A 26,475-nucleotide genomic window follows, 5' to 3' on the forward strand; every position below is an offset into this window, starting at 1 on the left:
TGCCAGCGCGCCGATGCGGTGCAACGCTTGGCAGGTTCACCCGGAGACCGTCCATGCGCCTGATCACCAGCTGCCTGCTCCTGGCCGCCGCCCTGCCGGCCATGGCGCAGATCTACCAATACACCGACGCCAACGGCAACAAGGTATTCACCAACCAGCCGCCAGACGGGGTGCAGGCGCAGACCGTCGAACTGCAGCCGACCAATACCGTAGGAATCGACACGCCGGAAAAGTCCTCCGCGGGCAATGCCCCGGCCGCCGATAGCGAGGCTGCCACCTACGAGATCCTTGCCCTCAGCGACCTCCCCACGGAAGAGGCGCTGCGCGCCAACAACGGCACCTTCAACGTCAGCGTCAGCATCCGCCCGGCCCTGCACAGCGGCCACCAGTTGCAACTGGTGCTGGACGGCAAACCCTACGGCACGCCCAGCGGCGGCACCCGCTTCACCCTGCACGAGATCGACCGCGGCGACCACAGCCTCGCGGTACAGGTACTCAACGGCGAACGGGTGCTGCAATCCAGCCCGCCGGTGACCTTCACCGTGCAGCGCGTGCACCTCGGGAAGAAGCGATGATCCCGCGCATTCTCGGCGCCCTCCTGCTGTGCCTGGCCTGCGCCGCGCAAGCGGGGGTCTACACCTACATCGACGCCGAGGGCAACCGCGTCTACACCGACCAGCCCCCCAGCGGGCGCAAGGCCCAACGCGTCGAACTGGCGCCGGGCAACAGCGTGGCGCCGCCGGGCATACGCTATCGTCCGCCCGCCGCGCCGCTGGAGGTGAAGCCGCCGGCCTACCAGCTACTGCGCATCCTCTTCCCCGAACCGGACGCAACCCTGCGCGCCAACAGCGGCGACGTCATCGTCACCGTCACCAGCGAGCCGGCGCTGCTGCCCGGCCATCGCTATCGCCTGCTGCTCGACGGCAAGCCTGCCGGAGCGCCGGGACGCAGCCCGGTGTTCCCGTTGAAGAACCTCGATCGCGGCACCCACCAGGTCGCAGTGGAAATCATCGATGGCGACGGCATGACCGTCGAAAGCACCCCGAGCCAGCCCTTCCACCTGCATCGAGTGAGCATCGCCGGGCAACCCCTGCCGGAGGTCGATACGCCGCTGGTCAGCGCGGTACAGCCGAGCGAGCGCTAGCCGAACTTCCCCTGCCCACTCCGCCGTGGGCGGGATTTTCCGGTTTTTTTCCCGACTCTCCTGGCGAAAACGCCGCCGGCCACGTCAACGCACCAGATTGGTGCGATTACCCGCACCACTTTCTATACTGTCCCCATTTCGGGTCACCGCTCGTCGCCGAAAACCTTCCCGGCGCACCTCTAGCCAGCGCCTCGGCAGAAAAAACGCGCCTTTTCGGCGCCTGGTTTGCTTTTTGCATTTTCCTGCCCAACCTTGGAACAGCTGCCCGCCATGCCGACCGATACCCTGCACCGACTGTTGCTCGACAATCTGACCACCGCGGTGATCCTGCTCAACGGCGAACTGCGCCTGGAGTACATGAACCCGGCAGCGGAGATGCTCCTGGCCGTGAGCGGCCAGCGCAGCCACGGGCAATTCATCAGCGAGCTGTTCACCGAATCGCCGGAAGCCTTGAACTCGCTGCGCCAGGCGGTGGAACAGGCGCATCCGTTCACCAAGCGCGAAGCGACCCTGACCTCTATCACCGGCGTCAGCATCACGGTCGACTATGCGGTGACGCCCATCCTCAACCGCAACGAGACGCTGCTGCTGCTCGAGGTCCATCCGCGCGACCGGCTGATGCGGATCACCCGCGAAGAAGCACAGCTGTCCAAACAGGAGACCACCAAGCTGCTGGTGCGCGGGCTCGCCCACGAGATCAAGAACCCGCTCGGCGGCATCCGCGGCGCAGCGCAACTACTATCCCGCGAGCTGCCGGAAGAGTCGCTGAAGGACTACACCAACGTCATCATCGAAGAAGCCGACCGGTTGCGGAACCTGGTGGACCGCATGCTCGGCTCGAACAAACTGCCGAACCTGGCGCCGACCAACATCCATGAAGTGCTGGAGCGGGTCAGCAGCCTGGTGGAAGCGGAGAGCCAGGGCAGCATCACCCTGGTCCGCGACTACGACCCGAGCATCCCCGACCTGCTGCTCGACCGCGAGCAAATGATCCAGGCCGTGCTCAACATGGTACGCAACGCCATGCAGGCGATCGCCGGGCAGAACGACCTGCGCCTCGGTCGCATCACCCTGCGCAGCCGTACCCTGCGCCAGTTCACCATCGGCCACACGCGTCACCGCCTGGTGTGCAAGGTGGAGATCATCGACAACGGCCCGGGCATTCCGGCCGAGCTCCAGGAAACCATCTTCTACCCCATGGTCAGCGGCCGTCCGGACGGTACCGGACTCGGCCTGGCCATCGCCCAGAACATCATCAGCCAGCACCAGGGGCTGATTGAATGCGAGAGCCACCCCGGCCATACCGTGTTCAGTCTGTTCCTGCCCCTGGAACAAGGAGTGCATTGACCATGAGCCGATCAGAGACCGTCTGGATCGTCGACGACGACCGCTCCATCCGCTGGGTACTGGAAAAGGCCCTGCAACAGGAAGGCATGACCACGGTGAGCTTCGACAGCGCCGACAGCGTGATCGGCCGCCTCGGCCGGCAGCAGCCGGACGTGATCATCTCCGATATCCGCATGCCCGGCGCCAGCGGCCTCGACCTGCTGGCGCAGATCCGCGAACTGCATCCGCGCCTGCCGGTGATCATCATGACCGCGCATTCCGACCTCGACAGCGCGGTGGCCTCCTACCAGGGCGGCGCCTTCGAATACCTGCCCAAGCCGTTCGACGTCGACGAGGCGGTCTCCCTGGTCAAGCGCGCCAACCAGCACGCCCAGGAGCAGCAGGGCCTGGAGCTGCCGGCGAACCAGGCGCGCACGCCGGAGATCATCGGCGAGGCGCCGGCGATGCAGGAGGTATTCCGCGCCATCGGCCGCCTCAGCCATTCCAACATCACCGTGCTGATCAACGGCGAATCGGGTACCGGCAAGGAGCTGGTCGCCCATGCCCTGCATCGCCACAGCCCGCGCGCAGCCTCGCCATTCATCGCGCTGAACATGGCGGCGATCCCCAAGGACCTGATGGAGTCCGAGCTGTTCGGCCATGAGAAGGGCGCCTTCACCGGGGCCGCCGCCCAGCGCCGCGGACGCTTCGAGCAGGCCGATGGCGGCACCCTGTTCCTCGACGAGATCGGCGACATGCCGGCCGACACCCAGACCCGCCTGCTGCGCGTCCTGGCCGACGGCGAGTTCTACCGGGTCGGCGGGCACACGCCGGTGAAGGTCGACGTGAGGATCATCGCCGCCACCCACCAGAACCTGGAAAGCCTGGTGCGCGACGGCAAGTTCCGCGAGGACCTGTTCCATCGCCTGAACGTGATCCGCATCCACATCCCGCGGCTGGCCGACCGCCGCGAGGACATCCCGGCGCTGGCCCGGCACTTCCTCAGCCGCGCCGCCCAGGAGCTGGCGGTGGAACCCAAGCTGCTGAAGGCGGAAACCGAGGAGTACCTGAAGAACCTCGGCTGGCCGGGCAACGTCCGACAACTGGAGAACACCTGCCGCTGGATCACCGTGATGGCCTCCGGCCGCGAGGTGCACATCGACGACCTGCCGCCGGAGCTGCTGACCCAGCCGCAGGACAGCGCGCCGGCGGCGAACTGGGAACAGGCTCTGCGCCAGTGGGCCGACCAGGCGCTGGGCCGCGGCCAGTCGAACCTGCTGGACAGCGCCGTGCCGGCCTTCGAACGGATCATGATAGAAACCGCCCTCAAGCACACCGCCGGCCGCCGCCGCGATGCCGCCGTGCTGCTCGGCTGGGGCCGCAATACCCTCACCCGCAAGATCAAGGAGCTGGGGATGAACGTCGATGGAGCCGACGACGAAGGCGACGACTGAAGCGCCACTGCTCCCATGAGCGACCCAACGGGGCCTTCGGGCCCCGTTTTTCATGGTCCGTCGCGCGCCCCTGCCAAGCGAGACGCCGCCCCGGCCTCGGCAGGGCGCCCGCCCGATACCGTCGGTCAAACCGTGGCGTAGAGCGAATAACCGCATCGCGGTTATCCGCCGGTTGTGCAGAGCCGCGGCGGATAACGCCTATGGCGTTATTCGCCCTACCGTCCGCAGCACAGCCCCAGCCTCGGCAGAGCGCCCGCCCGGCACCGTCGATCAAACCGTGGCGTAGGGCGAATAACCGCATCGCGGTTATCCGCCGGTTCGGCGGGGCAGCGGCCCTTGCCCGGATTTTGGGCAGCGTGCACCAGCAGGCGACAAATCGGCATCAATCGCTGGCGGAAAAGCCCGCTCCGTCATTTTTCCGCAATCGACTTCCCACAAACCCCTGGGATGCCGCCAAGCCCTTGATCCACGGGCCTCCAGAGGCATTCATCACCAGCTCGCCCACAGACTTATCCACAACCCTTCAGGAAAGCGAGCGCGCCGCCAGCGTCTCATGAGAATTGGCACAGCCCCTGCATTGGAGCAGATAACGAAGATTTCGGGGGCCTCGGTACAGGCAGGCTGGGGAATCCCCTCTTTTACACCCGGCGGCAGACGCAGCATCCGCGCGCAACCGCCACACCCGTTTCGGGGACCTCGGTACAGGCAGGCTGAGAACTCCCCTCTTTTATGCCCGGCGGCAGCGCAGCGATCCGCGCCTCCGCCCTCCCGTTTGGGGACCTCGGTACAGGCAGGCTGAGAATTCCCCCTTTTATTCCCGGCCGTCGCGCTCCTGCAGTTCGACGACCAGGCGCCAGCCCTCGCCGTCCTCCGACCACTGCCAGCGCCCCTGCAAGGGGCGGGTCGAGACCAGGCTCAACAGCAGCGCCTTTCCCTCCTCGCGGACGCGCCAGCGCAACGGCTGGCCCAGCCATCGCCCGTCTCCCTGCTGCGCCGCGCCCCGGGCGACGATGCGCAACGTCAGGGCACCCTCCACCCGTGCCGCCGTAACCGCAGCCTGGCGATCGAAGCGCAGGACCAGGCCCTGCTCGCTCTCCCCGACCGCCAGCAGTTGCGGCGCAGACGTCGGCAGCGAAGCGGGACCGAACAACCTGCCGAGCATCAGCCCGAACAACAACCCGGCAAGCACCAGCGCACCCCAGACTTTCCAGCGCTGGCGCCGCAGATCGTCGATGGCGGAGGTAGAATGCCGCCCGTTATCTGCTCCGGAGCCCTGCATGTTCCACGTCATCCTGTTTCAACCGGAGATTCCTCCGAATACCGGCAACATTATCAGGCTCTGCGCCAACACCGGATGCAGTCTGCACCTGATCGAGCCGCTCGGTTTCGAACTGGACGACAAGCGCTTGCGCCGTGCCGGCCTCGACTACCACGAATACGCCAGCGTACGCCGCTACCCGGATCTGCAGAGCTGCCTCGAGGCCCTCGGCCAGCCACGCCTGTTCGCCTTCACCACCAAGGGGTCGCGGGCCTTCCACGAAGTGGCCTACCAGCGCGGCGATGCCTTCCTCTTCGGCCCGGAAAGCCGCGGACTGCCGGAGGACGTGCGCAACGCCCTGCCAACCGATCGGCGCCTGCGCCTGCCGATGCGCGAAGGCTGCCGTAGCCTGAACCTGTCCAACACGGTGGCGGTGACCGTCTACGAAGCCTGGCGCCAGCTCGGCTTCGCCATGGACTGAGCCGGCCGGCAGGCATGAAAAAGCCCGCGCAAGGCGGGCTTCTTCGCAAGCGCTGGGCTTACTGGACCGACGGCGTCGGGATCTCGCCGGAGGCCTGCATGCGGGCGATTTCCTGGGCGTAGAGGGCGTCGAAGTTCACCGGCGACAGCATCAGCGCCGGGAACGAACCGCGTACCACCAGGTTGTCCAGGGCTTCGCGAGCGTACGGGAAGAGGATGTTCGGGCAGAACGCGCCGAGGGTATGGCTCATGCTCGACGGATCGAGGTTCTTGATCAGGAAGATGCCGGCCTGCTGCACTTCGGCGATGAAGGCAGTGGTGTCCTCGCCGTTCTTCACGGTCACCGATACGGTCAGGACCACTTCGTAGAAGTCGCCGTCCAGCTGCTTCTGGCGAGTGTTCAGGTCCAGGCTGATGGACGGGTTCCATTCCTGGCGGAAGATTTCCGGGGACTTCGGCGACTCGAACGACAGGTCGCGCAGGTAGATGCGCTGCAGGGAGAACTGGGGTTGCTGCTCGTCGGCAGCGCCGTTGGTAGCTTGCTCGGTCATTTTCGGGCCTTCCCTTGGGTCAATTCATGAATGGTTTCAGGCAGACAGCAGCGCGTCCAGCTTGCCGGCGCGCTCCAGTGCATGAAGGTCGTCGCAGCCGCCGACATGGGTCTCGCCGATCCAGATCTGCGGCACGGTGGTCGATCCCGCCTTGCGTGCCAGCTCGGCGCGCAGTTCGGGCTTGCCGTCGCAGGCGATCTCCTGGAAGTCCACGCCCTTGCGTTGCAGCAACTGCTTGGCGCGGATGCAGTACGGACACCAGGCGGTGGTGTAGATCACGACGGGCGGCATGTCACTTCACCAGCGGCAGGTTGTCGCCGCGCCAACTGCCGATCCCGCCGGACAGCTTGGCGGCGTTGAAGCCGGCCTTCTTCAGGACGCCGCCCCAGGTACCGGAGTGCTGGCCCATGGCGTCGACCAGGATGATGGTCTTGCCCTTGTACTTTTCCAGCTCGGTCATGCGGCTGTTCAGCTTGTCGGCCGGGATGTTCAGCGCGTCGACGATGTGCCCGCTGGCGAACTCCTTGGCCGGACGGATATCCAGGACCACCGCCTGGTCGGCATTGACCAGCGCGGTCAGCTCGCGGGTCGACAGGCTCTTGCCGCCCTTGCGCAGCTCGTGCAGCAACAGCAGGACCAGCAGGACCAGCAGCGCCGCGACCAGCAGGTAGTGGTTGGTGGCGAACTCGATCAGACGGGAAACGAATTGCATGGTGACGGATATCCAGGGCGTAAAAATGCCGGCCAGTATACAGACCGCGCCGGCCAGGGGGGAACCCGCCGGGCGGCGCCCCGCTCGGCTCCAGGAAATGGCGTCGCGGGAAACTTCACGGTTAGAATGCCGGTCCTTTTCTGTGAAGCTGGCCAGTTCCGGCCCGGGCACGGCTCGGGCAGGACAGAGGGAGCGAGGATAGCGGCATTCGGTTGCGGATCGGCGTCATCGGTTTAATCAATCAGCCTCTTCCTACGTCTTGAACGACAATGTTCCCACTAAATTTGGTCAGTTTCTGAACCCCGCGGAAATAGAGCCGGACATATGACTGCCACGCCCAAACCCCTGGTCCTGATCATCCTGGACGGCTTCGGCCACAGCGAAAGCCCTGACTACAACGCCATCTACGCCGCGAAGAAGCCGGTCTGGGATCGCCTCCTGGCGACCCAGCCGCACGGCCTGATCTCCGGCTCCGGCATGGACGTCGGCCTGCCCGACGGCCAGATGGGCAACTCCGAGGTCGGCCACATGAACCTCGGCGCAGGCCGCGTGGTGTACCAGGACTTCACCCGCGTCACCAAGGCCATCCGCGACGGCGAATTCTTCGAAAACCCGGTGATCGCCGGGGCGGTCGACAAGGCCGTCGCCGCCGACAAGGCGGTGCACATCCTCGGCCTGCTCTCTCCGGGCGGCGTACACAGCCATGAAGACCACCTGGTGGCGATGGCGCAGATGGCCGCCAGGCGCGGCGCCGGCAAGATCTACCTGCATGCCTTCCTGGATGGCCGCGATACCCCGCCGAAAAGCGCGCAACCGTCGCTGGAGCGTCTCGACGCCACCTTCGCCGGGCTCGGCAAGGGCCGCATCGCCTCGATCATCGGCCGCTATTTCGCGATGGACCGCGACAACCGCTGGGACCGCGTCCAGGCCGCCTATGAACTGATCGTCGACGGCAAGGCCGAGTTCACCGCCGACTCCTCGGTGGCAGCCCTCGAGGCCGCCTACGCCCGCGGCGAGAGCGACGAATTCGTCAAGGCCACCGCGGTGGTCCCGGCCGGCGCCGAAGCGGTGCGGGTCGAGGATGGCGACGCGGTGATCTTCATGAACTTCCGCGCCGACCGCGCCCGCGAGCTGAGCCGCGCCTTCGTCGAGCCGGCATTCAATGAGTTCCCCCGCGAACGAGCCCCGCAACTGGCAGGTTTCGTCATGCTGACCCAGTACGCGGCGAGCATCCCGGCGCCCTGTGCCTTCCCGCCGGAGCCGCTGACCAACGTCCTCGGCGAATACCTGGCCAAGCATGGCAAGACCCAGCTGCGCATCGCCGAGACCGAGAAGTACGCCCACGTGACCTTCTTCTTCTCCGGCGGCCGCGAGGAACCCTACGAAGGCGAGGAGCGCATCCTGATCCCCTCGCCGAAGGTCGCCACCTACGACCTGCAGCCCGAGATGAGCGCGCCGGAAGTCACCGACCGTATCGTCGAGGCCATCGAGCAACAACGCTACGATGTGATCGTGGTCAACTACGCCAACGGCGACATGGTCGGCCACACCGGCGTGTTCGAGGCCGCGGTCAAGGCCGTGGAGTGCCTGGACACCTGCATGGGGCGCATCGTCGAGGCGCTGGACAAGGTCGGCGGCGAAGCCCTGATCACCGCCGACCACGGCAATGTCGAGCAGATGGAAGACGAGTCCACCGGCCAGGCGCACACCGCGCACACCTGCGAACCGGTGCCCTTCGTCTACGTCGGCAAGCGCAAGCTGAGCATCCGCGAAGGCGGCGTGCTGGCCGACGTGGCGCCGACCATGCTGACCCTCATGGGGCTGGAGCAGCCGGCGGAAATGACCGGTCGCAGCATCGTCATCCTCGGCTGATCCGCGAACGACGAACTCCCGCGCAGGGCGGATAACCGCGTCGCGGTTATCCGCCGCTTCTGCAGGCCATCGGCGGAGAACGCCTGCGACGTTATCCGCCGTAGCGGGCCGGGCGCCGCGCCCCGTTTCCACGACGTCACCTTCCCCGCTTTAACGCTGCCGATCGGCCGACAGGCCTGGCCACGCGACCTCGAGACGTGTGCCGCGGTTTTCATTTTCCGCGTCTTCCCCCCTGCCTCCCGCTACGTCGCCGAGGCCCGTGCTAGCCTTGCCCGCGCTGTCTTTTCCATCTGCCCTACAAGGATTTCCGCCGATGTGGTTCCTCCTCGCCACCTCGCTCCTCGCCCTGTCCTTCCAGCGCCTGCTGGCTCTCGCCTTGCTGCTCGCGACCTGCTGCCTCGCCTTCTACGACGGAGTTCTCGCTCCGCCTGCGGTCGCCGCCCTGGCTGTACTGGGCGTCCTCGCCCTGTTGCGCCGGCGCCTGGCGGCACGCCGCGCCTGGGCCCTGGGCCTGGAGCTGCTGCTGGTCGCCGGCGCGGTGGGCCTGTTCCTGCACCTGCTACCCGGCTTCGCCAACCCCAAGGTCCTGGACAAGGCGGTGGTCGGCCCGCAGAGCCTGCCGTTCACCATGTACTTCAACTTCGACAAGGCACTGGTGCCGTTCCTGCTACTGGCCTGCCTGCCGAGCCTGTTCCGCGACGAAGCCCGCGCTCCCGGCCGCCCCTGGCACTGGCTGCTGCTCGTGGCGGCGGTGCCGGCGCTGCTTCTGCTGGCTGTCGGCGTCGGCCTGCTGCGGCCGGAACTCCACGCGCCGGCCTGGCTCTGGCAGTTCGTCCTGGCCAACCTGTTCTTCGTTTCCCTTGCCGAGGAAGCGCTGTTCCGCGGCTACCTGCAGCAACGCCTGGGCCAATGGCTGGGCCCCTGGCCCGCCCTGGCGCTAGCCTCGGCGCTGTTCGGCCTGGCGCACTTCGCCGGCGGCCCGCTGCTGATGCTGTTCGCCGGCCTCGCCGGGCTGATCTACGGGTTGGCCTGGCTGTGGAGCGGCCGCCTGTGGGTGGCGACGCTGTTCCACTTCGGGCTGAACCTGACGCATCTGCTGCTGTTCACCTACCCGCTCTACAGACCCGCCTGATGTCCGTGGCCTTCGTCGTCGACGACATCCGCCGCTGCCATCCGGCTGAAATACGTGGAAGCGCCCCACAGCGCGCGGTGCGGGGCGTTTTTTTTAACGGCGGCCACGGGCATACTAGGCCGGTCCAATTCCCAGGTGCCCGCCACCCCATGCTCCGCCTCCTTCCTCTCCTGCTATCCCTCGCCTGTCTCGCTCCGGCCTTCGCCGACGAGCGCGCCGACACCCAACGCCAGCTGGAACAGACGCAGAAGGACATCGGCGAGCTGAAGAAGCTGCTGGACGGCATCCAGCAGGAAAAGAGCGGCGTGCAGAAGCAGCTGAAGTCCACCGAGACCGAGATGGGCGACCTGGAAAAACAGATCAAGGCCCTGCAGGACGAGCTGGACAAGAGCGAAGCCGAGCTGAAACGGCTGGATGGGGAGAAAAAAAAACTCCAGGACGCGCGCATTGAGCAGCAGCGCCTCCTCGCCATCCAGGCCCGCGCGGCCTACCAGAGTGGACGCGAGGAGTACCTGAAGCTGCTGCTGAACCAGGAACACCCGGAAAAATTCAGCCGCACCCTCACCTACTACGACTACATCAACAAAGCCCGTCTCGAACAGCTCGCCAGCTTCAACGAAACCCTCCGCCAGTTGGCCAACGTCGAGCAGGACATCTCTGCGCAGAAAGCCGAACAACTGAGCAAGCAAGGCGAGCTGGACAGCCGCCGCGAGGCGCTGGCAGCGACCCGCAAGGAGCGCCAGCAAGCCCTGGCCAAGCTGAACAGCGACTACCGCGAACGCGACCAGAAGCTCAAGTCCCGCCAACAGGACCAGGCCGAGCTGGCCAAGGTGCTGCGGACCATCGAGGAAACCCTGGCCCGCCAGGCCCGCGAAGCCGCCGCCGCGGCGGAGCGCGAGCGCCAGCGCGCGCTGGCCGCCGAACGCGAGCGTGCGCGCCAGCAGCAGGCCTCCCCCGGACGAGTCACCAGCCCGCCGCGCGAACCTGCGCCGGGCCCGCTGGTCTCAAGCACTGGCGCGGTCTACGGCGGCGCGTTCGGCTCGGCCCGCGGCAAGCTGCCGTGGCCGGTGAATGGCCGCGTCGTGGCGCGCTTCGGCAGCCAGCGCGGCGACGATCCGCGGGCGAAATGGGACGGCGTACTGATTTCGGCGAGCGCCGGCAGCACCGTCCGCGCGGTGCACGGCGGACGCGTGGTATTCGCCGACTGGTTGCGCGGAGCCGGCCTGTTGGTCATCCTCGACCACGGTGGCGGCTACCTCAGCCTTTATGGCCATAATCAAAGCCTGCTGAAAGACGCCGGCGACACCGTGAAGGCCGGAGACCCGATCGCCACCGTTGGAACCAGCGGCGGCCAGAGTAGCCCGGCCGTGTACTTCGCCATTCGCCATCAGGGCCGCCCGGCGGACCCTACTACCTGGTGCCGCGCGCAGGGATAGGCGCCGAACTCGTGATTAGGAGCTGAACATGCTGCATTGCTTCCGTCCCACCACCCTGGCGCTGGCCCTGCTGCTCGGCGCGGGCGCGGCCCAGGCTGCCGACGCCCCGGCCGACGCCGCGCCACTGGCCAACGGTAGCAGTGCCCCGCTGCCCCTCGACGAGCTGCGTACCTTCGCCGAGGTTCTCGACCGGGTGAAGGCCGCCTACGTCGAGCCAGTGGACGACAAGACCCTGCTGGAGAACGCCATCAAGGGCATGCTCAGCAACCTCGACCCGCACTCCGCCTACCTCGGCCCGGAGGACTTCGCCGAGCTGCAGGAAAGCACCAGCGGCGAGTTCGGCGGTCTGGGCATCGAGGTCGGCAGCGAAGACGGCTTCATCAAGGTGGTCTCGCCGATCGACGACACCCCCGCGGCCCGCGCCGGCATCCAGCCCGGCGACCTGATCGTGCAGATCGACGGCAAGCCGACCAAGGGCCAGTCGATGACCGAAGCGGTCGACAGCATGCGCGGCAAGGCCGGCTCCCCGATCACCCTGACCATCGTCCGCGATGGCGGCAGACCGTTCGACGTCGAACTCAAGCGCGCCATCATCAAGGTCAAGAGCGTCAAGAGCCAGGTCCTAGAACCCGGCTACGCCTACCTGCGCATCACCCAGTTCCAGGTCAACACCGGCGAGGAAGTGGTCAAGGCGCTGAACCAGCTGCGCAAGGACAACAAGGGCCGTCTCAAGGGCCTGGTCCTGGACCTGCGCAACAACCCCGGCGGCGTGCTGCAGTCCGCCGTCGAGGTAGCCGACGCCTTCCTCACCAAGGGCCTGATCGTCTACACCAAGGGCCGCATCGCCAACTCCGAGCTGCGCTTCAGCGCCGACCCGGCCGATCCCAGCGACAAGGTTCCGCTGGTGGTGCTGATCAACGGTGGCAGCGCCTCGGCGGCGGAAATCGTCGCCGGTGCCCTGCAGGACCAGAAGCGCGCGATCCTGATGGGCACCGACAGCTTCGGCAAGGGCTCGGTGCAGACCGTGCTGCCGCTGAACAACGACCGCGCCCTGAAGCTCACCACCGCGCTCTACTACACCCCCAACGGGCGCTCCATCCAGGCCCAGGGCATCGTTCCGGACATCGAGGTCGGACGCGCCAAGGTGACCCAGGAGCGGAGCAGCTTCGAGGGCTTCAAGGAAGCCGACCTGCAGGGCCACCTGGCCAACGGCAACGGCGGCGCCGACCGCCCCACCGGCAAGCGTGCCGCGCCGAGCGAGCGCCCGCAGGATTCCGACTACCAGCTCAGCCAGGCCCTTAGTCTGCTGAAAGGCCTGAGCGTCACCCGCGGCAACTGATGTCGGCGTTCCGCGTTGCCCTGCTGGGCCTGTGCCTGCTGTTCAACCAGGCCCAGGCCCGCCAGGACCCCGTCCCCTACCAGCGCCCGCCGCTGCTGACCGTGGTCATCGATGACCTCGGGCAAAACCTGGCGCGCGACCGCCGGGTCCTCGACCTGCCCCCCGGCGTAACCCTGGCGATCATCCCGGAAACCCCGCATGCCGCCGAACTGGCCCGCGAGGCGCACCAGCGCGGGCGCACGGTGATCCTGCACATGCCGATGGACCCAGCCGGCGGTCCCTACGCCTGGCGGCCGGAGCTGACCCAGGAAGAGCGTGCGCGGCGGCTGGACGCGGCGCTGGCCAAGGTGCCGTTCGTGCAGGGCCTGAACAACCACGAGGGCAGCCGCATGACCGCGGTGCGCCCGGCGATGGCCTGGCTCGCCGAGGAACTCCAGCGTCGCGGCCTGTACCTGGTCGACAGCCGCACCAGCGCCGCCACCGTGGCCGCCAGCGAGGCGCAGCGGATCGGCCTGGCGAGCGTCTCGCGCGATGTGTTCCTCGACAACGAAGCCACACCGGAAGCGGTCTCCGCACAACTGCAGGCCGGCGTCGCCCTGGCCCGCAAGCAGGGTTCGGCGTTGCTCATCGGCCACCCGCACAAGGCCACCCTCGACGTGCTGGCGCGGGAGCTGCCGAAGCTGCGCGCCCAGGGCATCGAGCTGGTACCGCCGCAGATGCTCATCGGCGAGCGCGGCAACCGCAACGTCAACCCACGCCAGGCGCCGCACTGAACCCGGGTTTACCGGCGTCGCGGCAGCGGTTAAGGTGACGCCCTCGTCATTCCTGCACGGACGCACCGATGGCCCGCCCCTCCCCTCCCATGCCCCTGCTCGCCGCCGCCCTGCTGGTCGCTGGCGCGATTCCCCTCGGTTTCATCTGGATCCTCACCAGCGCCAAGTTCGAGATAGGCGGCGCCAGCCCCGGCGAGAGCACCGTCGGCAAGGTCGAGAACATCGACCAGCGCGCCATGGAGCAATTCTGCACCGGCGTGCGGGCGACGCCCGCCGGCACCTGGCTGGTAGGCCGGCGCGAGGTCGGCCGCGACGAGCAGGCACTGCCCGAGGGCGTCATCGACCTGGACCTGGTGGCGGCCGCCCAGCCCAGGGAAGAAGAGTCCGAACCCCACCTCTTCAACTTCCTCAACGGCATGCTGCTATCCGGCGGCGATCCGGAAACCACCTATGTCTCGCGCCTGGGCGCGGACGGCGTGTTCCACGAAGTGGCGCGGCTCGGCGAGACCGCCTGCCTGGAAGTCACGCCGGACGGTTCCAGCGTCTTCCTGCTCACCGGCCTGCGGCGCCCGGGCAAGGACAACGGTCAGCGCGAGCAGACAGTGGTGCTGCGCAGCGACGACCAGGGCAAGAGCTGGCGGCGGCTCGAGGAAGGCTTCATGGCCGAGGCGAATCGACTGGGCTGGGCTCTCGCACCGCGCTTCCACGGCAAGGACGAAGTCTGGGTCTGGGGTGATTTCGAATACGGCGGTGCCGATGGCGGCCGGGAACCCGGCCAGCCGAGCGGGCTGTTCTATTCGCCCGACCGCGGCGCCAGCGTCGAGTCGATCGCCACCTCCGCGCCGCTGCTGGTCGACCTCGCCTACGCCCGCGAGTTGGCGCCGAACGGCGTCAGCTGGGGCGATTACAACGGCAAGCACGGGCAGATCAAGGCACACGTCGCCCAACTGGACGCGGAGCGCGCCGCGATCTGGGTAAGCCAGACCTTCCGCTATGGCCCGCCCGAAGGGCGCTACCTGACCAGCTCGGTATTGGTCACCACCCAGGCCGAACTGCGCCGCGAGGGCGGACGCTGGCAGATGGGCGCGATCCGGCGCACCGACGGCGTGGCCGTCGAGCGCCTGGAACAGAACACGGACGGTCGGGTGATCGCAGTGCTCGACCACCCGGACGAATCGCGCTCGCTGATCGCCGAGCTCGATCGCGACGCGCTCGAATGGAAGATCACCGGCAAGCTGCCCAGCCCGTTCTGGCCCCTGCCGTCCAGTTCCGGGCTGCGCGAGTTCTACATGGGCAGGAATGTGCTGCTGGCCAACACCATGAGCCACTACGAAGTGCCGCTGTGGCTGTATCCCGACGAGGAGCCGGCGAGCGTCTCCGCCAACGCGGTGTACTACTCGGACGACTGGGGATCATCCTGGCGCCGCCTGGACATCGCCGGCTACCTCGGCGTGCTCGGTTTCGACGAGGCGCACGACCGGGTGTTCTGGGCCCGCGGCAACTGGTACGACAGCCGCGACCTCGGCGTCCAGGCCTACGACCTGGACTGAGCCCCCCTCGCCGCACCGGCGGAGGGGCGCCCGCCAGTCAGAGGTAGTTGGCGACGGCTTCGTCGACGAAGCCTTCCTGGCGCATCTGCTCCAGGGCCTTTTGCAGGCGCTCCACCACCTCGTCCGGAGTGTCCTTGTTCAACGCCAGGTAGAGCTTGGCCTCGTTGAAACGCAGCACCGTCTGCAGGCCGGACACGCCTTCCTGCTTGGCCAGGTAGCGACCGACCGGATCGGTGGTGGCCCACAGGTCGATCTGCCCGCCGGTAAGCTTCTTCACGTTTTCCTGGTCGCGCAGGGCGTTGATCACCGGGATGCCCTGGGCTTCCAGGTGCTGGCTGACCGCGTCGTTCTTGTAGGCGCCGAGCTTGTAGCGGGCGGCGTCCTTGAGATTCTTCACGGCGATCTTGCTGCCGGCCGGCGCCAGCAACACCCAACTGGTGTCGGCCAGCGGGCCGACCCACTTGAACTGCGGCACCCGCTCGGGGGTGTAGGTCATGGAGAACAGCCCGTAGCCGGGCTTGTCCAGGGTCAACCGGTACAGGCGGTCCCAGGGGAAGCGCAGGCTCAGGGAATAGCCGATGCCGGCGCGCCTGAACATCTCCCGGACGATGTCGGCACTGATGCCGTCGATGCCGTCGTCGCGGGCGAAGTTCTTGTCATCCACCGCCATGTTGAAGGGCGGGAAGTTCTCGGTCAGCAGCACCACCTTGTAGTCGGCGGGCAATTCGGCACGGGCCGCGGAGGCCCCCAGCAACACCCCCAGGATCAGGGTCTGGATCAGGACTTTCAGCATGGTCACACCGCTCGCTTGGTTATCGTTATTGGCTAGCGGCATCCCTGCGTCAGGACGAAATACCTGGCTCGTCGGCCTTCCATGGCATTGCCGGCGGGGCCGGCAAAGGCGTTTCCCCGCCCGGCCCCCTGTCGGCCGGACGGAGCGAATCAGAGATAGCTGTTGAGGATGTCCTCGACGAAGCCTTCCTTGCGCATGCCGTCCAGGGCTGCCTGGAGCTTCTGCACCACTTCGTCGGGAGTCTCGCGGTTGAGCGCCAGGTACAGCTGGTCGCTGTTGAAGCGCAGCACCGTCTTCAGGCCGGTCACGCCTTCCTGCTTGGCCAGGTAGCGCCCGGCGGGATCGCCGCTGGCCCAGAGGTCGATCTGGCCCTTGACCAGCTTCTGCGCGTTTTCCTGGTCGCGTAGCGCCAGGTCGGCCTCGAAACCGTTCTTGCCGAGGAACTCGGCGATGGCATCGCCCTTGTAGGCGCCGATCCGGTATTTCTTCGCCTCGTCCAGGCTGCCCAGGGTGATCGGGCTGTCGCCCTTGGCCAGCAGCACCCAGTCGTCCGGGCCGATCGGACCGACCCACTTGAACTTGTCCTCGCGCTCGGCCAGGCGGGCGGTGACGAACACCCCGTAGCCGGGCTTCTCCAGCGCCAGCTTGTAGATGCGGTCCCAGGGGAAACGCAGGGTCAGGCTGTACTTGATGCCGGCGCGCTTGAACATCTCGCGGACGATATCCACGGCGATGCCGTCGATGTTGTCTTCCTGGGCGAAGTTCTTGCCGTTGATCGCCATGTTGTACGGCGGGAAGTTCTCCGTGAGCAGGACCATGCTGTAGTCGGGATCGGTTTCGGCGCGCGCGCCGCCGACCAGCAGCAGGGTTGCGAGCAGCGCGAAGAGCAGGCTTCTTTGCATTGTTGTCATCCTGTCAGGGGCCTGGAGCGAGGCAGAATAACCAGCGCCGCGCCGCCAGGCCAGCCTTTTGCCAGCATCGCCGGCGAGGCGTCAGTAGCGCTCGCGGATCTGCTTCAACAAGCCTTCGCTGCGCAGCGCGTCGACCGCCGTTTGCAACTTCTGCACCAGCTCGTCCGGGGTGTCCTTGTTCAGCGCCAGGAACAGCTCGGCGGTATGGAAACGCTGGACCACCTTCACCTCCTTGAGGCCCTCGCGCTGGGCGACGTAGCGCCCGCTCGGATCGGCGGTGACCCAGAGATCGATCTGCCCGCTGGCCAGCTTGTCGACGTTCTCGTTGTCGCGCAGCGCCAATTGCACCTGCAGGCCGCGGTCGACCAGGTGCTGGCTGATGGCGTCGTTCTTGTAGCCGCCGATGCGATAGCGCGCGGCGTCTTCCAGGCTGTTCAGGTGGATGCTGCTGTCGCCGCGGGCCATCAGTACCCAGTCGTTGACCGCCAGCGGGCCGACCCACTTGAACTTGTCCTCGCGCTCCGGCGTACGGGCGGTGGAAAACACGCCATAGCCGGGCTCGCTCAGCGCCTGCTGGTAGACCCGGTCCCAGGGGAAACGCAGGATCAGCTGGCACTCGATCTGCGCGCGCTCGCAGGCGGCGCGCACGGTATCGGTGCTGATGCCGCTGATGCCATCGTTCTTGGCGTAGTTGCCGCCGTTCACCGCCATGTTGAACGGCACCAGGTTCTCGGTCAGCAGGACCAGGGTTTCGGCGCGCGCCAGGGCGCTAGCGCATAGCAGGGCCAGGCTGCCGACGCAGCCGAGAGCCAGACGGAAGATGGACATGGAGGACTCCCTGTCGGTCGCAATGTTTGTCGTTATGGCAGGGCATCGGCGCTCTAGCGGCACCTGATGCGGGGGGCGTGACTGTACCTGAAAGAAAGCCGCGCGAGTGTCGACTCGCGCTCAGGAATGGCTAGCCGATCACCGGCCCTGTGCGCTGCGGCGCAACGTGCCTCAGCGCACCACGATACCGCGGCTGGCGAGGTAGGCCTTGGCTTCCGGCACGGTGTACTCGCCGAAGTGGAAGATGCTCGCCGCGAGCACCGCGTCGGCCTTGCCCTCGAGGATGCCGGCGGCCAGGTGCTCCAGGTTGCCGACGCCGCCGGAAGCGATCACCGGTACGTTCACCGCCTCGCTGATGGCGCGGGTCACGCCCAGGTCGTAACCGCTCTTCACGCCGTCCTGGTCCATGCTGGTCAGGAGAATCTCGCCGGCGCCCAGGTCTTCCATCTTCTTCGCCCAGAGCACGGCATCCAGCCCGGTGGGCTTGCGCCCGCCATGGGTGAAGATTTCCCAGCGCGGCGCCTCGCCCGGGGCGGAAACCTTCTTCGCATCGATGGCGACCACGATGCACTGCGAGCCGAAGCGGTCGGCGGCCTCACCGACGAACTCGGGGTTGAACACCGCGGCGGTGTTGATCGAGACCTTGTCCGCGCCGGCATTCAACAGGTTGCGGATGTCCTGCACGCTGCGTACGCCGCCGCCCACGGTCAGCGGAATGAACACCTGGCTTGCCATGCGCTCGACGGTATGCAGGGTGGTGTCGCGCCCGTCGACGCTGGCGGTGATATCGAGGAAGGTGATCTCGTCGGCACCCTGCTCGTCGTAACGGCGGGCGATCTCGACCGGGTCGCCGGCGTCGCGGATGTTCTCGAACTTGACGCCCTTGACCACTCGACCATTGTCCACGTCGAGGCAGGGGATGATGCGTTTTGCCAGTGCCATGCGGTTCGCCTCAGGCCTTGAAGTTGTCGCACAGCGCCTGGGCTTCGGCCACGTCCAGGGTGCCTTCGTAGATCGCCCGGCCGGTGATGGCGCCGATGATCCCCGGGGTGCGGGCGTCCAGCAGCTTCTGGATGTCGCCGAGATTGTGGATGCCGCCGGAGGCGATCACCGGGATCCGCGTGGCATTGGCCAGCGCGGCGGTAGCCTCGACGTTGCAGCCCTGCATCATGCCGTCCTTGGAAATATCCGTGTAGACGATGGCGGACACCCCGTCGGCCTCGAAGCGACGAGCCAGGTCGATCACCTGGACTTCGCTGACCTCGGCCCAGCCGTCGGTGGCGACGAAACCGTCCTTGGCATCCAGGCCGACGATGACCTTGCCCGGGAAGGCGCGGCAGGCCTCGCCGACGAACTCAGGCTGCTTGACCGCCTTGGTGCCAATGATGACGTAGCTGACGCCGGCGCGAACGTAATGCTCGATGGTTTCCAGCGAGCGGATGCCGCCACCGATCTGGATCGGCAGGTCCGGGTAGCGACGGGCGATGGCGGTGACCACCTCGCCGTTGACCGGCTTGCCTTCGAAAGCGCCGTTCAGGTCCACCAGGTGCAAGCGGCGGCAACCGCCATCGACCCATTTGGCGGCCATCGCCACCGGATCGTCGGAGAAGACCGTGGCGTCTTCCATCAGGCCCTGGCGCAGACGCACGCAGGCGCCGTCTTTCAAGTCGATCGCGGGAATGATCAGCATCGGTGAACCCTGTTCAAGTCTGTATTCGGTGGGCAGGCGCGCGGAAACTCAACTCTTTTCCAGCGCCCAGACATCGCTCTCGATGCTGTCGAACCGTTCCTTCAGGTACGACTGCACGTCGAGGATGGCCTTGTTGTAGAAGTACGGGGCGAACTCGCGGGCGAAGAAATCGAGCAGTTCCTCGGCTTCGAAGGAGCCCAGCTCCAGTTCGAAGCGGTCCTCCATGAAGCGCTTGATCGCCAGTGCCGCGTCCTGGGTCTGCGCGGCGTCCAGCTGGAGGATCGGCGTCTTGCTCTTCGCCCTGGCCATGGCCTACCAGCGCCCGTCCCAGGCCACGAAGTTCTGCAGCAGTTGCAGGCCGTGGGTATGGCTCTTTTCCGGGTGGAACTGCACGGCGAAACGCGAGCCTTCGGCCAGCGCGGCGGCGAAATCGACGCCGTAGTGCCCGTGCCCCACCACCTGGCGCGGATTGCCGGCCTCGATGTAGTAGCTGTGCACGAAGTAGAAGCGCGCCTGGTCGGGAATCTCGTGCCACAGCGGGTGCTCCACCGCCTGGCTCACCTGGTTCCAGCCCATGTGCGGCACCTTCAGGTGCTCGCCGGCTTCGTGCAGGTCCTTGCCGAAGAAGCGCACCTGGCCGGGGAACAGACCGATGCAGTCGACCCCGTCGTTCTCCTCGCTGCACTCCAGCAATGCCTGCATGCCGACGCAGATGCCGAGGAACGGGCGGTCCTGGCTGACCTCGCGGACCAGGGCGTCGAAGCCCAGGCGGCGGATCTCGGCCATGCAGTCGCGGATCGCGCCGACCCCGGGGAACACCACCCGGTCGGCCTCGCGGATCACTGCCGCGTCGCTGCTCACCAGCACCCGGCCGGCACCGACGTGCTCGAGGGCCTTGGCCACCGAGTGCAGGTTGCCCATGCCGTAGTCGATCACGGCTACCGTCTGCATCACAGGCACCCTTTGGTCGACGGCATCTGCCCGGCCATCCGCTCGTCCAGCTCGATGGCCATGCGCAGCGCGCGGCCGAAGGCCTTGAACACGGTCTCGATCTGGTGGTGGGTGTTGTGCCCGCGCAGGTTGTCGATGTGCAGGGTCACCTGGGCGTGGTTGACGAAGCCCTGGAAGAACTCCATGAACAGGTCGACGTCGAAGCCGCCGACGCTGGCACGGGTAAAGGGAACGTGCATCTGCAGGCCGGGCCGCCCGGAGAAGTCGATGACCACCCGCGACAGCGCCTCATCGAGGGGCACGTAGGCGTGGCCGTAGCGGCGGATGCCCTTCTTGTCGCCGATGGCCTTGGCGAAGGCCTGGCCGAGGGTGATGCCGATGTCCTCGACGGTGTGGTGATCGTCGATATGCAGGTCGCCCTTGCACTCGATGTCCAGGTCGATCAGGCCGTGGCGGGCAATCTGGTCCATCATGTGGTCAAGGAAGGGAACCCCGGTATCGAACCGGGCCTTGCCGGTCCCATCCAGGTCGATGGAGACCTTGATCTGGGTCTCCAGGGTGTCGCGCGCGACGGATGCCTTGCGTTCGGCCATCACCAGCTCCACAGCTAACACTGCACGTAATTATAAGAGGGCCAGCATTATAGGCAGGCCCGGGCTGGCGCTGCCAGCCGCGACCGTCGGCGCGAATCGCCCCACGGGCGGCGGGCCAGGCCTTACACTGCGCTCCTTTCATCCCGCCGCGGAGAGCCGCATGCCCGTGATCGTCGAAACCCTCGCCCAACCCAGCGCCCAGGATCGCCTGGACCTGGCGAAGATCTACGCCGACGCACCGGACTGGCTGTTCGCCCCGCATGCCGACGGCGCGGCGCTGGTCGCGGCCGGGCTGGCCGCCGGCGAGCTGATCGCCGGGCGCTTCAACGACCGCCTGCTGGGTGCCGCCCTGCTGCGGCGCGGCGGCGACGCCTGGCAGCTGTCGCACCTCTGCGTGCGCGGCATCACCCGCGGCCGCGGGGTCGGCCGACGCCTCCTCGACGAAGCCCGACGCCTGGCCGCCGAAGCCGGCAAGCCGCTGCGCCTGGTCGCCCCGGACGGGCACCTGGAATCCCGCGCCCTCGCCGCGCGCCACGGGCTGCCGCTGGACAGCCTCTGATATGCTCGGCGGCGGTCCCCGCCACGGAGCTTCGCCATGTCCTTTTCCTCCGCCGAACGCGCCGCCCTGCTTGCCCTCAAGGGAGTCGGCCCGACCGTGCTGCAACGCCTGGAACAGATGGGCCTGGACAGTTTCGTCCGGCTGCGCGATTGCGATGCCGCAAGTATCCTCGCCCAAGGCGCGGTCCTGACCGGCTCCAGTTGCTGGAAGAACAGCCCGCAGGCGCGGGCAGCGATCGTCACCGTGCTGCAGCGCGCAGCCAGCGACGCATGAACGACGTCGACGTACTGGTAGTCGGCGCCGGCGCCCTCGGCCTGGCCTGCGCCGCGCGCCTGGCCGAAGCCGGCCACGGCGTACTGGTGGCGGAGCGCGAACGGCTGGTCGGTAGCCACACCTCCAGTCGCAATTCCGAAGTGATCCACGCCGGCCTCTACTACCCGCCCGGCTCGCTCAAGGCCGATCTCTGCCTGGAAGGCCGCGAACGCCTGTACGCCTGGTGCGCCCGCCACGGCGTCGGCCACCGGCGCATCGGCAAGCTGCTGGTGGCGGTGGAGGAAAACGAGCGCGAGAAGCTCCAGGCCCTGGCGGCCAACGCCCGCGCCTGCGGGGTCGACGACCTGATGCCGCTGGACGGCACCACGCTGCGCGCGCTGGAGCCCCAGGTCCGCGGGGTCGCCGCCCTGCTCTCGCCGAGCACGGGAATCATCGACAGCCACGCCTACCTGCAATCGCTGCAGGCCGTCGCCGAGCGCCACGGCGCACAACTGGCGCTGGACACCCGGGTCGACCGCCTGGAGCGCCACGCCGGCGGCTGGCGCGCCGAAGGACAGAGCGTCGGCGAAGCGTTCCGGTTGCGCGCGGGCTGGGTGGTCAATGCCGGCGGCCTGTTCGCCCAGGCGCTGGCGCAACGCACCGAAGGCCTCGATCCGCGCCTGGTGCCGGCGCTGCACCTGTGCCAGGGGCGCTATTTCTCCTACAGCGGCCGCTCGCCGTTCCGCCACCTGGTCTACCCGATGCCCGAGGCGCGCACCGCCGGGCTCGGCATCCACGCCACCCTCGACCTCGGCGGCCAGTTGCGCTTCGGTCCCGACGTGAATTACGTGGACAACCTCGACTACCGCGTCGACGAATCCCTCGGCCCCGCCTTCGCCCAGGCCATCTCGCGCTACTTCCCCGGCATCGACCCTCGGCGCCTGGCCGCCGGCTACGCCGGCATCCGGCCCAAGCTCGGCGGGCCGGGGGAACCCGCCGCCGACTTCATCATCCAAACCCCTGCCGAACACGGCCTGCCCGGCCTGGTCAACCTGTTCGGCATCGAGTCGCCCGGCCTCACCGCCAGCCTGGCGCTCGCCGAACGGGTCGCCCGAGCACTCTGAGACGAGGTTTCGCCGCGCGCAGGGTCGGCCTGGCAAAACGGCGTTGTTATACTCGCCCGCACATTCACCGCTGCCAGCACAAAGGATTCGTCCATGAAAGCATTCGGCAAGGTCCTGGGGCTGTTCTTCCTGGGACTCTTACTGCTCGTCGTGGCCCTGGGCTTCGCCCTGACCCACCTGTTCGATCCCAATGACTACAAGGACGAAATCCGCCAGATCGCCCGCGACAAGGCCAACCTGGAGCTGGACCTGAAGGGCGACATCGGCTGGAGCCTGTTCCCCTGGCTGGGCCTGGAACTGCACGACACCAGCATCGCCAGCGCCGCCACGCCGACCAAGCCGTTCGCCGACCTGCAGATGCTCGGCCTGTCGGTGCGGGTCCTGCCGCTGCTGCGCAAGGACGTACAGATGAGCGCGATCCGCGTCGAAGGCCTGAGCCTGGACCTGGTCCGCGACAAACAGGGCAAGGGCAACTGGGAAAACATCGGCAAGCCGGCCCAGCCCCAGGCCTCGGTCGCTCCTTCCGCCACCCCGCCGGCAGCGGACGGCAAGGGCGCCCAGGCGCAGGCACCGGAGCAGGCGCCGCAGAACGACAGCCCGCGCACCCCGATCAAGCTCGACATCGACAGCCTCAACGTCAACAACGCCCGCGTCACCTACACCGACGAAGCCAGCGGCAAGCAGTACAACGTCGAGGGCATCGAGCTGAGTACCGGCGCCATTCGCGAAGGCAGCAGCATTCCGCTGAAGCTCAACGCCTACCTCGGCACCAACCAGCCGGTGGTGCGGGTCAAGACCGAGCTGACCGGCAACCTGCGCTTCGACACCGCGCTCAGACGCTACCAGTTGGAAGACGCCAGGCTCTCCGGCGAGGCCTCGGGCGAGCCGCTGCAAGGCAAGACCGCCACCTTCTCCGCCCAGGGCCAGTTGCTGCTCGACCAGTCGGCGCAGATCGCCGAGTGGAACGGCCTGAAGCTGAGCGTCAACCAGTTGCGCGCCCTCGGCGAACTGAAGGCCCGCGAGCTGGACAAGGACGCCAAATTCAGCGGCGGCCTGTCGATCGCGCCGATGAACCTGCGCGAGTTCCTCGCCGGCATCGGTGTGACCCTGCCGGCCATGGCCGACGCCAACACCCTCGGCAAGTTCGAGCTGAACACCCGCCTGGCCGGCAGCCGCAACAGCCTGAATCTCGAAGACCTCAAGCTGGGCCTGGACGACACCGCCTTCAGCGGCCGCTTCGGCATCGCCGATTTCGCCAGGCAATCGCTGCGCGCCCAGCTCAAGGGCGACAAGCTCGACCTCGACCGCTACCTGCCGGCCAAGGCCAAGCAGGCCCAGGATGCCGCCAGCGCCACGCGCAAGGCGGAAGTCGACGCCACCGTGGCCAGTGCCGCCCAGGGCAACACGCCGCTACCGGAAAAACCGACCAGGCAGGCCTGGAGCGACGCGCCGTTGCTGCCCATGGCGACCCTGCGCAAGCTCGACCTGGACGTGGCGCTGAACTTCGGTCGGCTGACCGTCGAGAAGCTGCCGATCGACGACGCCAGCCTGAAGCTGCGTGGCCAGGGCGGCGTGATCAGCCTCGACGACATGCGCGGCGGGCTGTACAACGGCCGCTTCAACGCCAAGGCCAACCTCGACGTACGCCAGGACAGCGCCGTGTTGACCGCCACCAAGCACATCGCCAACGTGCCGGTGGAGCGCTTGCTCGAAGCCCAGGGCAAGAAACCGCCGGTGAAGGGGCTGCTCGACCTCGACGCCGACATCCGCACCAGCGGCAACAGCGAGAAGTCCTGGATCGACCATCTCAACGGCAGCGCACGCTTCAGCCTGATCAACGGCGTGCTGCTCGACGCCAACCTGGAGCAACAGCTCTGCCAGGGCATCGCTACCCTCAACCGCAAGGCCCTTGCCGGTACCCACGGCGGCAAGGACACGCCTTTCCGCGAGCTCAAGGGCAGCCTGAACTTCACCAACGGCGTGGCCAGCAACCCTGACCTGAAGGTCGCCATTCCCGGCCTGGCGGTCAGCGGCCACGGCGATATCGACCTGCGCGTGCTGGGCATGGACTATCGCATCGGCGTGGAGATCCAGGGCGACAAGAGCGACATGCCGGACCCGGCCTGCCAGGTCAACCAGCGCTACGCCGGCATCGAATGGCCTCTGCTCTGCCGCGGCCCGCTGGAACTCGGCGCCAAGGCCTGCCGCCTGGACAAGGAAGGCCTGGGCAAGGTCGCCGCGAAACTGGCCGGCAATCGCCTCAACGAAAAACTCGAAGAGAAGCTCGGCGACAAGGTCAGTCCGGAGCTGAAAGACGCACTCAAAGGGCTGTTCAACCGCAAATGACACCTGAAGGCTTCAACGGCGCGGTCCTCGACTGGTACGACCGTCACGGTCGCAAGGACCTGCCCTGGCAGCAGGGCATCACCCCCTACCGGGTGTGGGTCTCGGAAATCATGCTGCAACAGACCCAGGTCAGCACCGTGCTCGGTTACTTCGACCGTTTCATGGCAGCGTTGCCCGACGTCGAGGCACTGGCCGCGGCGGCCGAGGACGAAGTCCTGCACCTGTGGACCGGGCTCGGCTACTACAGCCGTGCGCGCAACCTGCACAAGACCGCGCAGATCGTGGTCGAGCGGCATGCCGGGGAGTTCCCCCGCGACGTCGAGCAACTCGCCGAACTGCCCGGCATCGGCCGCTCCACCGCTGGAGCCATCGCCAGCCTGTCGATGGGCCTGCGCGCACCGATCCTCGACGGCAACGTCAAGCGCGTACTGGCGCGCTACCTGGCGCAGGACGGCTATCCCGGCGAACCGAAGGTGGCCAGGGCGCTGTGGGAGGCCGCCGAACGCTTCACCCCGCACGCACGGGTCAACCACTACACCCAGGCGATGATGGACCTCGGCGCCACCCTCTGCACGCGCAGCAAGCCCAGTTGCCTGCTTTGCCCGCTGGTCTCCGGCTGCCGCGCGCACCTGCTCGGCCGCGAAGCCGATTATCCGCAGCCCAAGCCGCGCAAGGCGTTGCCGCAGAAGCGCACGCTGATGCCGATCCTGGCCAACCGCGACGGCGCCATACTGCTCTACCGGCGGCCTTCCAGCGGACTCTGGGGCGGGCTCTGGAGCCTCCCCGAACTGGACGACCTCGACGGCCTCGAACCGCTCGCCGCGCGCCATTCCCTGGCCCTCGGCGAGCGCCGCGAACTGAGCGGCCTGACCCATACCTTCAGTCATTTCCAGCTCGCCATCGAGCCCTGGCTGGTGGCGGTGGAAGGCGCTCCGCGCGCCGTGGCCGAGGGCGACTGGCTCTGGTATAACCTCGCCACCCCGCCGCGCCTGGGTCTCGCCGCTCCGGTGAAGAAGCTGCTCAAGCGCGCAGAACAGGAACTCGGACGCGGCACGACCGCGTGAATGCCGGGCCCGCGGGCCCGGCGGCAACTGCAGGAGAACGACCATGAGCCGCACCGTGATGTGCCGCAAGTACCACGAAGAGCTGCCCGGCCTCGACCGCCCGCCGTATCCTGGCGCGAAGGGCGAGGACATCTACAACAACGTGTCGCGCAAGGCCTGGGACGAGTGGCAGAAGCACCAGACCATGCTGATCAACGAGCGTCGCCTGAACATGATGAACGCCGAGGACCGCAAGTTCCTCCAGCAGGAGATGGACAAGTTCCTCTCCGGCGAGGACTACGCCAAGGCCGACGGCTACGTGCCGCCATCCGCCTGACCCCCACCCCGCCCGACGGAG

The 26,475-nt window shown here is 67.3% G+C and carries 29 protein-coding genes; 17 read left to right on the top strand and 12 right to left on the bottom strand.

Annotated features, from left to right (window positions below; translation table 11 throughout):
- The first annotated feature begins 53 nt into the window (after nt 1–53).
- The 4 genes from VQ067_RS27995 to ntrC all read left to right on the top strand — a co-directional run bounded on the left by VQ067_RS27995 (nt 54) and on the right by ntrC (nt 3,924).
- Nucleotides 54–575, top strand: coding sequence for a DUF4124 domain-containing protein (locus tag VQ067_RS27995; protein ID WP_021204967.1), 522 nt, complete (start codon nt 54–56; stop codon nt 573–575).
- Nucleotides 572–1,144 carry a DUF4124 domain-containing protein gene (locus VQ067_RS28000; RefSeq protein WP_003096027.1) on the top strand — a complete coding sequence of 191 codons (573 nt, stop codon included), beginning with the start codon at nt 572–574 and terminating at the stop codon, nt 1,142–1,144. Before VQ067_RS27995 ends, VQ067_RS28000 begins: the two co-directional genes overlap by 4 nt.
- Nucleotides 1,145–1,414: 270 nt before the next feature.
- Complete coding sequence (ntrB, locus tag VQ067_RS28005; RefSeq protein WP_003096033.1) at nt 1,415–2,491, top strand: two-component system sensor histidine kinase NtrB; 1,077 nt, start codon at nt 1,415–1,417, stop codon at nt 2,489–2,491.
- Nucleotides 2,492–2,493: 2 nt separating this feature from the next.
- Nucleotides 2,494–3,924, top strand: coding sequence for a two-component system response regulator NtrC (gene ntrC, locus VQ067_RS28010; RefSeq protein WP_003104661.1), 1,431 nt, complete (start codon nt 2,494–2,496; stop codon nt 3,922–3,924).
- An 811-nt stretch (nt 3,925–4,735) separates the two neighbouring features.
- Here ntrC and VQ067_RS28015 read toward each other — a convergent pair.
- Nucleotides 4,736–5,203: a hypothetical protein gene (locus VQ067_RS28015; protein WP_003096038.1), complete on the bottom strand. Its 468-nt coding sequence runs from the start codon at nt 5,201–5,203 to the stop codon at nt 4,736–4,738.
- Here VQ067_RS28015 and trmL point away from each other — a divergent pair.
- On the top strand, nt 5,202–5,663 hold the full coding sequence (gene trmL, locus VQ067_RS28020) for a tRNA (uridine(34)/cytosine(34)/5-carboxymethylaminomethyluridine(34)-2'-O)-methyltransferase TrmL (protein ID WP_019485014.1): 462 nt from the start codon (nt 5,202–5,204) through the stop codon (nt 5,661–5,663). The genes VQ067_RS28015 and trmL overlap by 2 nt on opposite strands.
- Nucleotides 5,664–5,721: 58 nt before the next feature.
- Here trmL and secB read toward each other — a convergent pair whose 3' ends face one another.
- The 3 genes from secB to VQ067_RS28035 are packed head-to-tail and all read right to left on the bottom strand — an operon-like array spanning nt 5,722 to nt 6,925.
- Complete coding sequence (secB, locus tag VQ067_RS28025) at nt 5,722–6,213, bottom strand: protein-export chaperone SecB (RefSeq protein ID WP_003096050.1); 492 nt, start codon at nt 6,211–6,213, stop codon at nt 5,722–5,724.
- Nucleotides 6,214–6,249: 36 nt separating this feature from the next.
- Nucleotides 6,250–6,504, bottom strand: a complete 255-nt coding sequence (gene grxC / locus VQ067_RS28030; protein ID WP_003096057.1) for a glutaredoxin 3 — start codon at nt 6,502–6,504, stop codon at nt 6,250–6,252.
- Between the two features lies 1 nt (nt 6,505).
- Nucleotides 6,506–6,925 (bottom strand): rhodanese-like domain-containing protein, encoded by a 420-nt coding sequence (locus VQ067_RS28035; RefSeq protein ID WP_003096058.1) that lies wholly within the window; start codon nt 6,923–6,925, stop codon nt 6,506–6,508.
- A gap of 324 nt (nt 6,926–7,249) precedes the next feature.
- On the opposite strand from VQ067_RS28035, the gene gpmM reads away from it, so the two are divergent.
- The 6 genes from gpmM (at nt 7,250) to VQ067_RS28065 (ending at nt 15,027) form a co-directional block, all read left to right on the top strand.
- Complete coding sequence (gene gpmM, locus VQ067_RS28040) at nt 7,250–8,797, top strand: 2,3-bisphosphoglycerate-independent phosphoglycerate mutase (protein ID WP_003096060.1); 1,548 nt, start codon at nt 7,250–7,252, stop codon at nt 8,795–8,797.
- A 313-nt stretch (nt 8,798–9,110) separates the two neighbouring features.
- On the top strand, nt 9,111–9,929 hold the full coding sequence (locus VQ067_RS28045) for a CPBP family intramembrane glutamic endopeptidase (protein WP_003096062.1): 819 nt from the start codon (nt 9,111–9,113) through the stop codon (nt 9,927–9,929).
- A gap of 149 nt (nt 9,930–10,078) precedes the next feature.
- Entirely contained in the window at nt 10,079–11,365 is a 1,287-nt protein-coding gene (locus VQ067_RS28050) for a murein hydrolase activator EnvC family protein (protein ID WP_023876105.1), read from the top strand.
- Between the two features lie 28 nt (nt 11,366–11,393).
- Entirely contained in the window at nt 11,394–12,704 is a 1,311-nt protein-coding gene (gene cptA, locus VQ067_RS28055) for a proteolytic complex protein CptA (RefSeq protein WP_003096067.1), read from the top strand.
- Nucleotides 12,704–13,477: a divergent polysaccharide deacetylase family protein gene (locus tag VQ067_RS28060; RefSeq protein WP_003096069.1), complete on the top strand. Its 774-nt coding sequence runs from the start codon at nt 12,704–12,706 to the stop codon at nt 13,475–13,477. The genes cptA and VQ067_RS28060 overlap by 1 nt, the downstream gene beginning before the upstream one ends.
- Before the next feature lie 68 nt (nt 13,478–13,545).
- Nucleotides 13,546–15,027: a hypothetical protein gene (locus VQ067_RS28065; protein WP_020750962.1), complete on the top strand. Its 1,482-nt coding sequence runs from the start codon at nt 13,546–13,548 to the stop codon at nt 15,025–15,027.
- A gap of 37 nt (nt 15,028–15,064) precedes the next feature.
- On the opposite strand, the gene VQ067_RS28070 is transcribed toward VQ067_RS28065, so the two are convergent.
- From VQ067_RS28070 to hisB, 8 genes are all read right to left on the bottom strand, one after another.
- The gene (locus tag VQ067_RS28070; protein WP_003096075.1) at nt 15,065–15,820 is read right to left on the bottom strand and encodes a substrate-binding periplasmic protein; all 756 of its coding nucleotides are present in this window, start codon (nt 15,818–15,820) and stop codon (nt 15,065–15,067) included.
- A 149-nt stretch (nt 15,821–15,969) separates the two neighbouring features.
- Nucleotides 15,970–16,722, bottom strand: coding sequence for a substrate-binding periplasmic protein (locus tag VQ067_RS28075; protein ID WP_003106330.1), 753 nt, complete (start codon nt 16,720–16,722; stop codon nt 15,970–15,972).
- 90 nt (nt 16,723–16,812) lie between these two features.
- Nucleotides 16,813–17,559, bottom strand: coding sequence for a substrate-binding periplasmic protein (locus tag VQ067_RS28080; RefSeq protein ID WP_003111636.1), 747 nt, complete (start codon nt 17,557–17,559; stop codon nt 16,813–16,815).
- 171 nt (nt 17,560–17,730) lie between these two features.
- A complete protein-coding gene (gene hisF / locus VQ067_RS28085; RefSeq protein ID WP_003106334.1) occupies nt 17,731–18,501 on the bottom strand; it encodes an imidazole glycerol phosphate synthase subunit HisF in 771 nt (256 codons plus the stop codon).
- Between the two features lie 10 nt (nt 18,502–18,511).
- The gene (gene hisA, locus VQ067_RS28090; protein WP_003106336.1) at nt 18,512–19,249 is read right to left on the bottom strand and encodes a 1-(5-phosphoribosyl)-5-[(5-phosphoribosylamino)methylideneamino]imidazole-4-carboxamide isomerase; all 738 of its coding nucleotides are present in this window, start codon (nt 19,247–19,249) and stop codon (nt 18,512–18,514) included.
- A 48-nt stretch (nt 19,250–19,297) separates the two neighbouring features.
- Nucleotides 19,298–19,558, bottom strand: a complete 261-nt coding sequence (locus VQ067_RS28095) for a DUF2164 domain-containing protein (RefSeq protein ID WP_033991503.1) — start codon at nt 19,556–19,558, stop codon at nt 19,298–19,300.
- 3 nt (nt 19,559–19,561) lie between these two features.
- Nucleotides 19,562–20,200 carry an imidazole glycerol phosphate synthase subunit HisH gene (gene hisH, locus VQ067_RS28100; RefSeq protein WP_023092720.1) on the bottom strand — a complete coding sequence of 213 codons (639 nt, stop codon included), beginning with the start codon at nt 20,198–20,200 and terminating at the stop codon, nt 19,562–19,564.
- Nucleotides 20,200–20,793 carry an imidazoleglycerol-phosphate dehydratase HisB gene (gene hisB / locus VQ067_RS28105; RefSeq protein ID WP_003096088.1) on the bottom strand — a complete coding sequence of 198 codons (594 nt, stop codon included), beginning with the start codon at nt 20,791–20,793 and terminating at the stop codon, nt 20,200–20,202. Before hisB ends, hisH begins: the two co-directional genes overlap by 1 nt.
- A gap of 160 nt (nt 20,794–20,953) precedes the next feature.
- On the opposite strand from hisB, the gene VQ067_RS28110 reads away from it, so the two are divergent.
- The 6 genes from VQ067_RS28110 (at nt 20,954) to VQ067_RS28135 (ending at nt 26,454) form a co-directional block, all read left to right on the top strand.
- Entirely contained in the window at nt 20,954–21,352 is a 399-nt protein-coding gene (locus VQ067_RS28110) for an acetyl-CoA sensor PanZ family protein (RefSeq protein WP_003135903.1), read from the top strand.
- Between the two features lie 36 nt (nt 21,353–21,388).
- The gene (locus tag VQ067_RS28115) at nt 21,389–21,625 is read left to right on the top strand and encodes a hypothetical protein (protein ID WP_011666785.1); all 237 of its coding nucleotides are present in this window, start codon (nt 21,389–21,391) and stop codon (nt 21,623–21,625) included.
- On the top strand, nt 21,622–22,728 hold the full coding sequence (locus VQ067_RS28120) for an NAD(P)/FAD-dependent oxidoreductase (RefSeq protein ID WP_023876106.1): 1,107 nt from the start codon (nt 21,622–21,624) through the stop codon (nt 22,726–22,728). Before VQ067_RS28115 ends, VQ067_RS28120 begins: the two co-directional genes overlap by 4 nt.
- Before the next feature lie 93 nt (nt 22,729–22,821).
- Nucleotides 22,822–25,074: an AsmA family protein gene (locus VQ067_RS28125; protein ID WP_023876107.1), complete on the top strand. Its 2,253-nt coding sequence runs from the start codon at nt 22,822–22,824 to the stop codon at nt 25,072–25,074.
- Nucleotides 25,071–26,138 (top strand): A/G-specific adenine glycosylase, encoded by a 1,068-nt coding sequence (gene mutY, locus VQ067_RS28130; protein ID WP_003096098.1) that lies wholly within the window; start codon nt 25,071–25,073, stop codon nt 26,136–26,138. The genes VQ067_RS28125 and mutY overlap by 4 nt, the downstream gene beginning before the upstream one ends.
- 43 nt (nt 26,139–26,181) lie before the next feature.
- Nucleotides 26,182–26,454, top strand: coding sequence for an oxidative damage protection protein (locus VQ067_RS28135; protein WP_003096100.1), 273 nt, complete (start codon nt 26,182–26,184; stop codon nt 26,452–26,454).
- The last annotated feature ends 21 nt before the right edge of the window (nt 26,455–26,475 follow it).

It is taken from the genome of Pseudomonas sp. KBN12P06040 (assembly GCF_037574965.1).
In the GTDB taxonomy this organism is placed as follows: Bacteria; Pseudomonadota; Gammaproteobacteria; order Pseudomonadales; family Pseudomonadaceae; genus Pseudomonas; species Pseudomonas aeruginosa.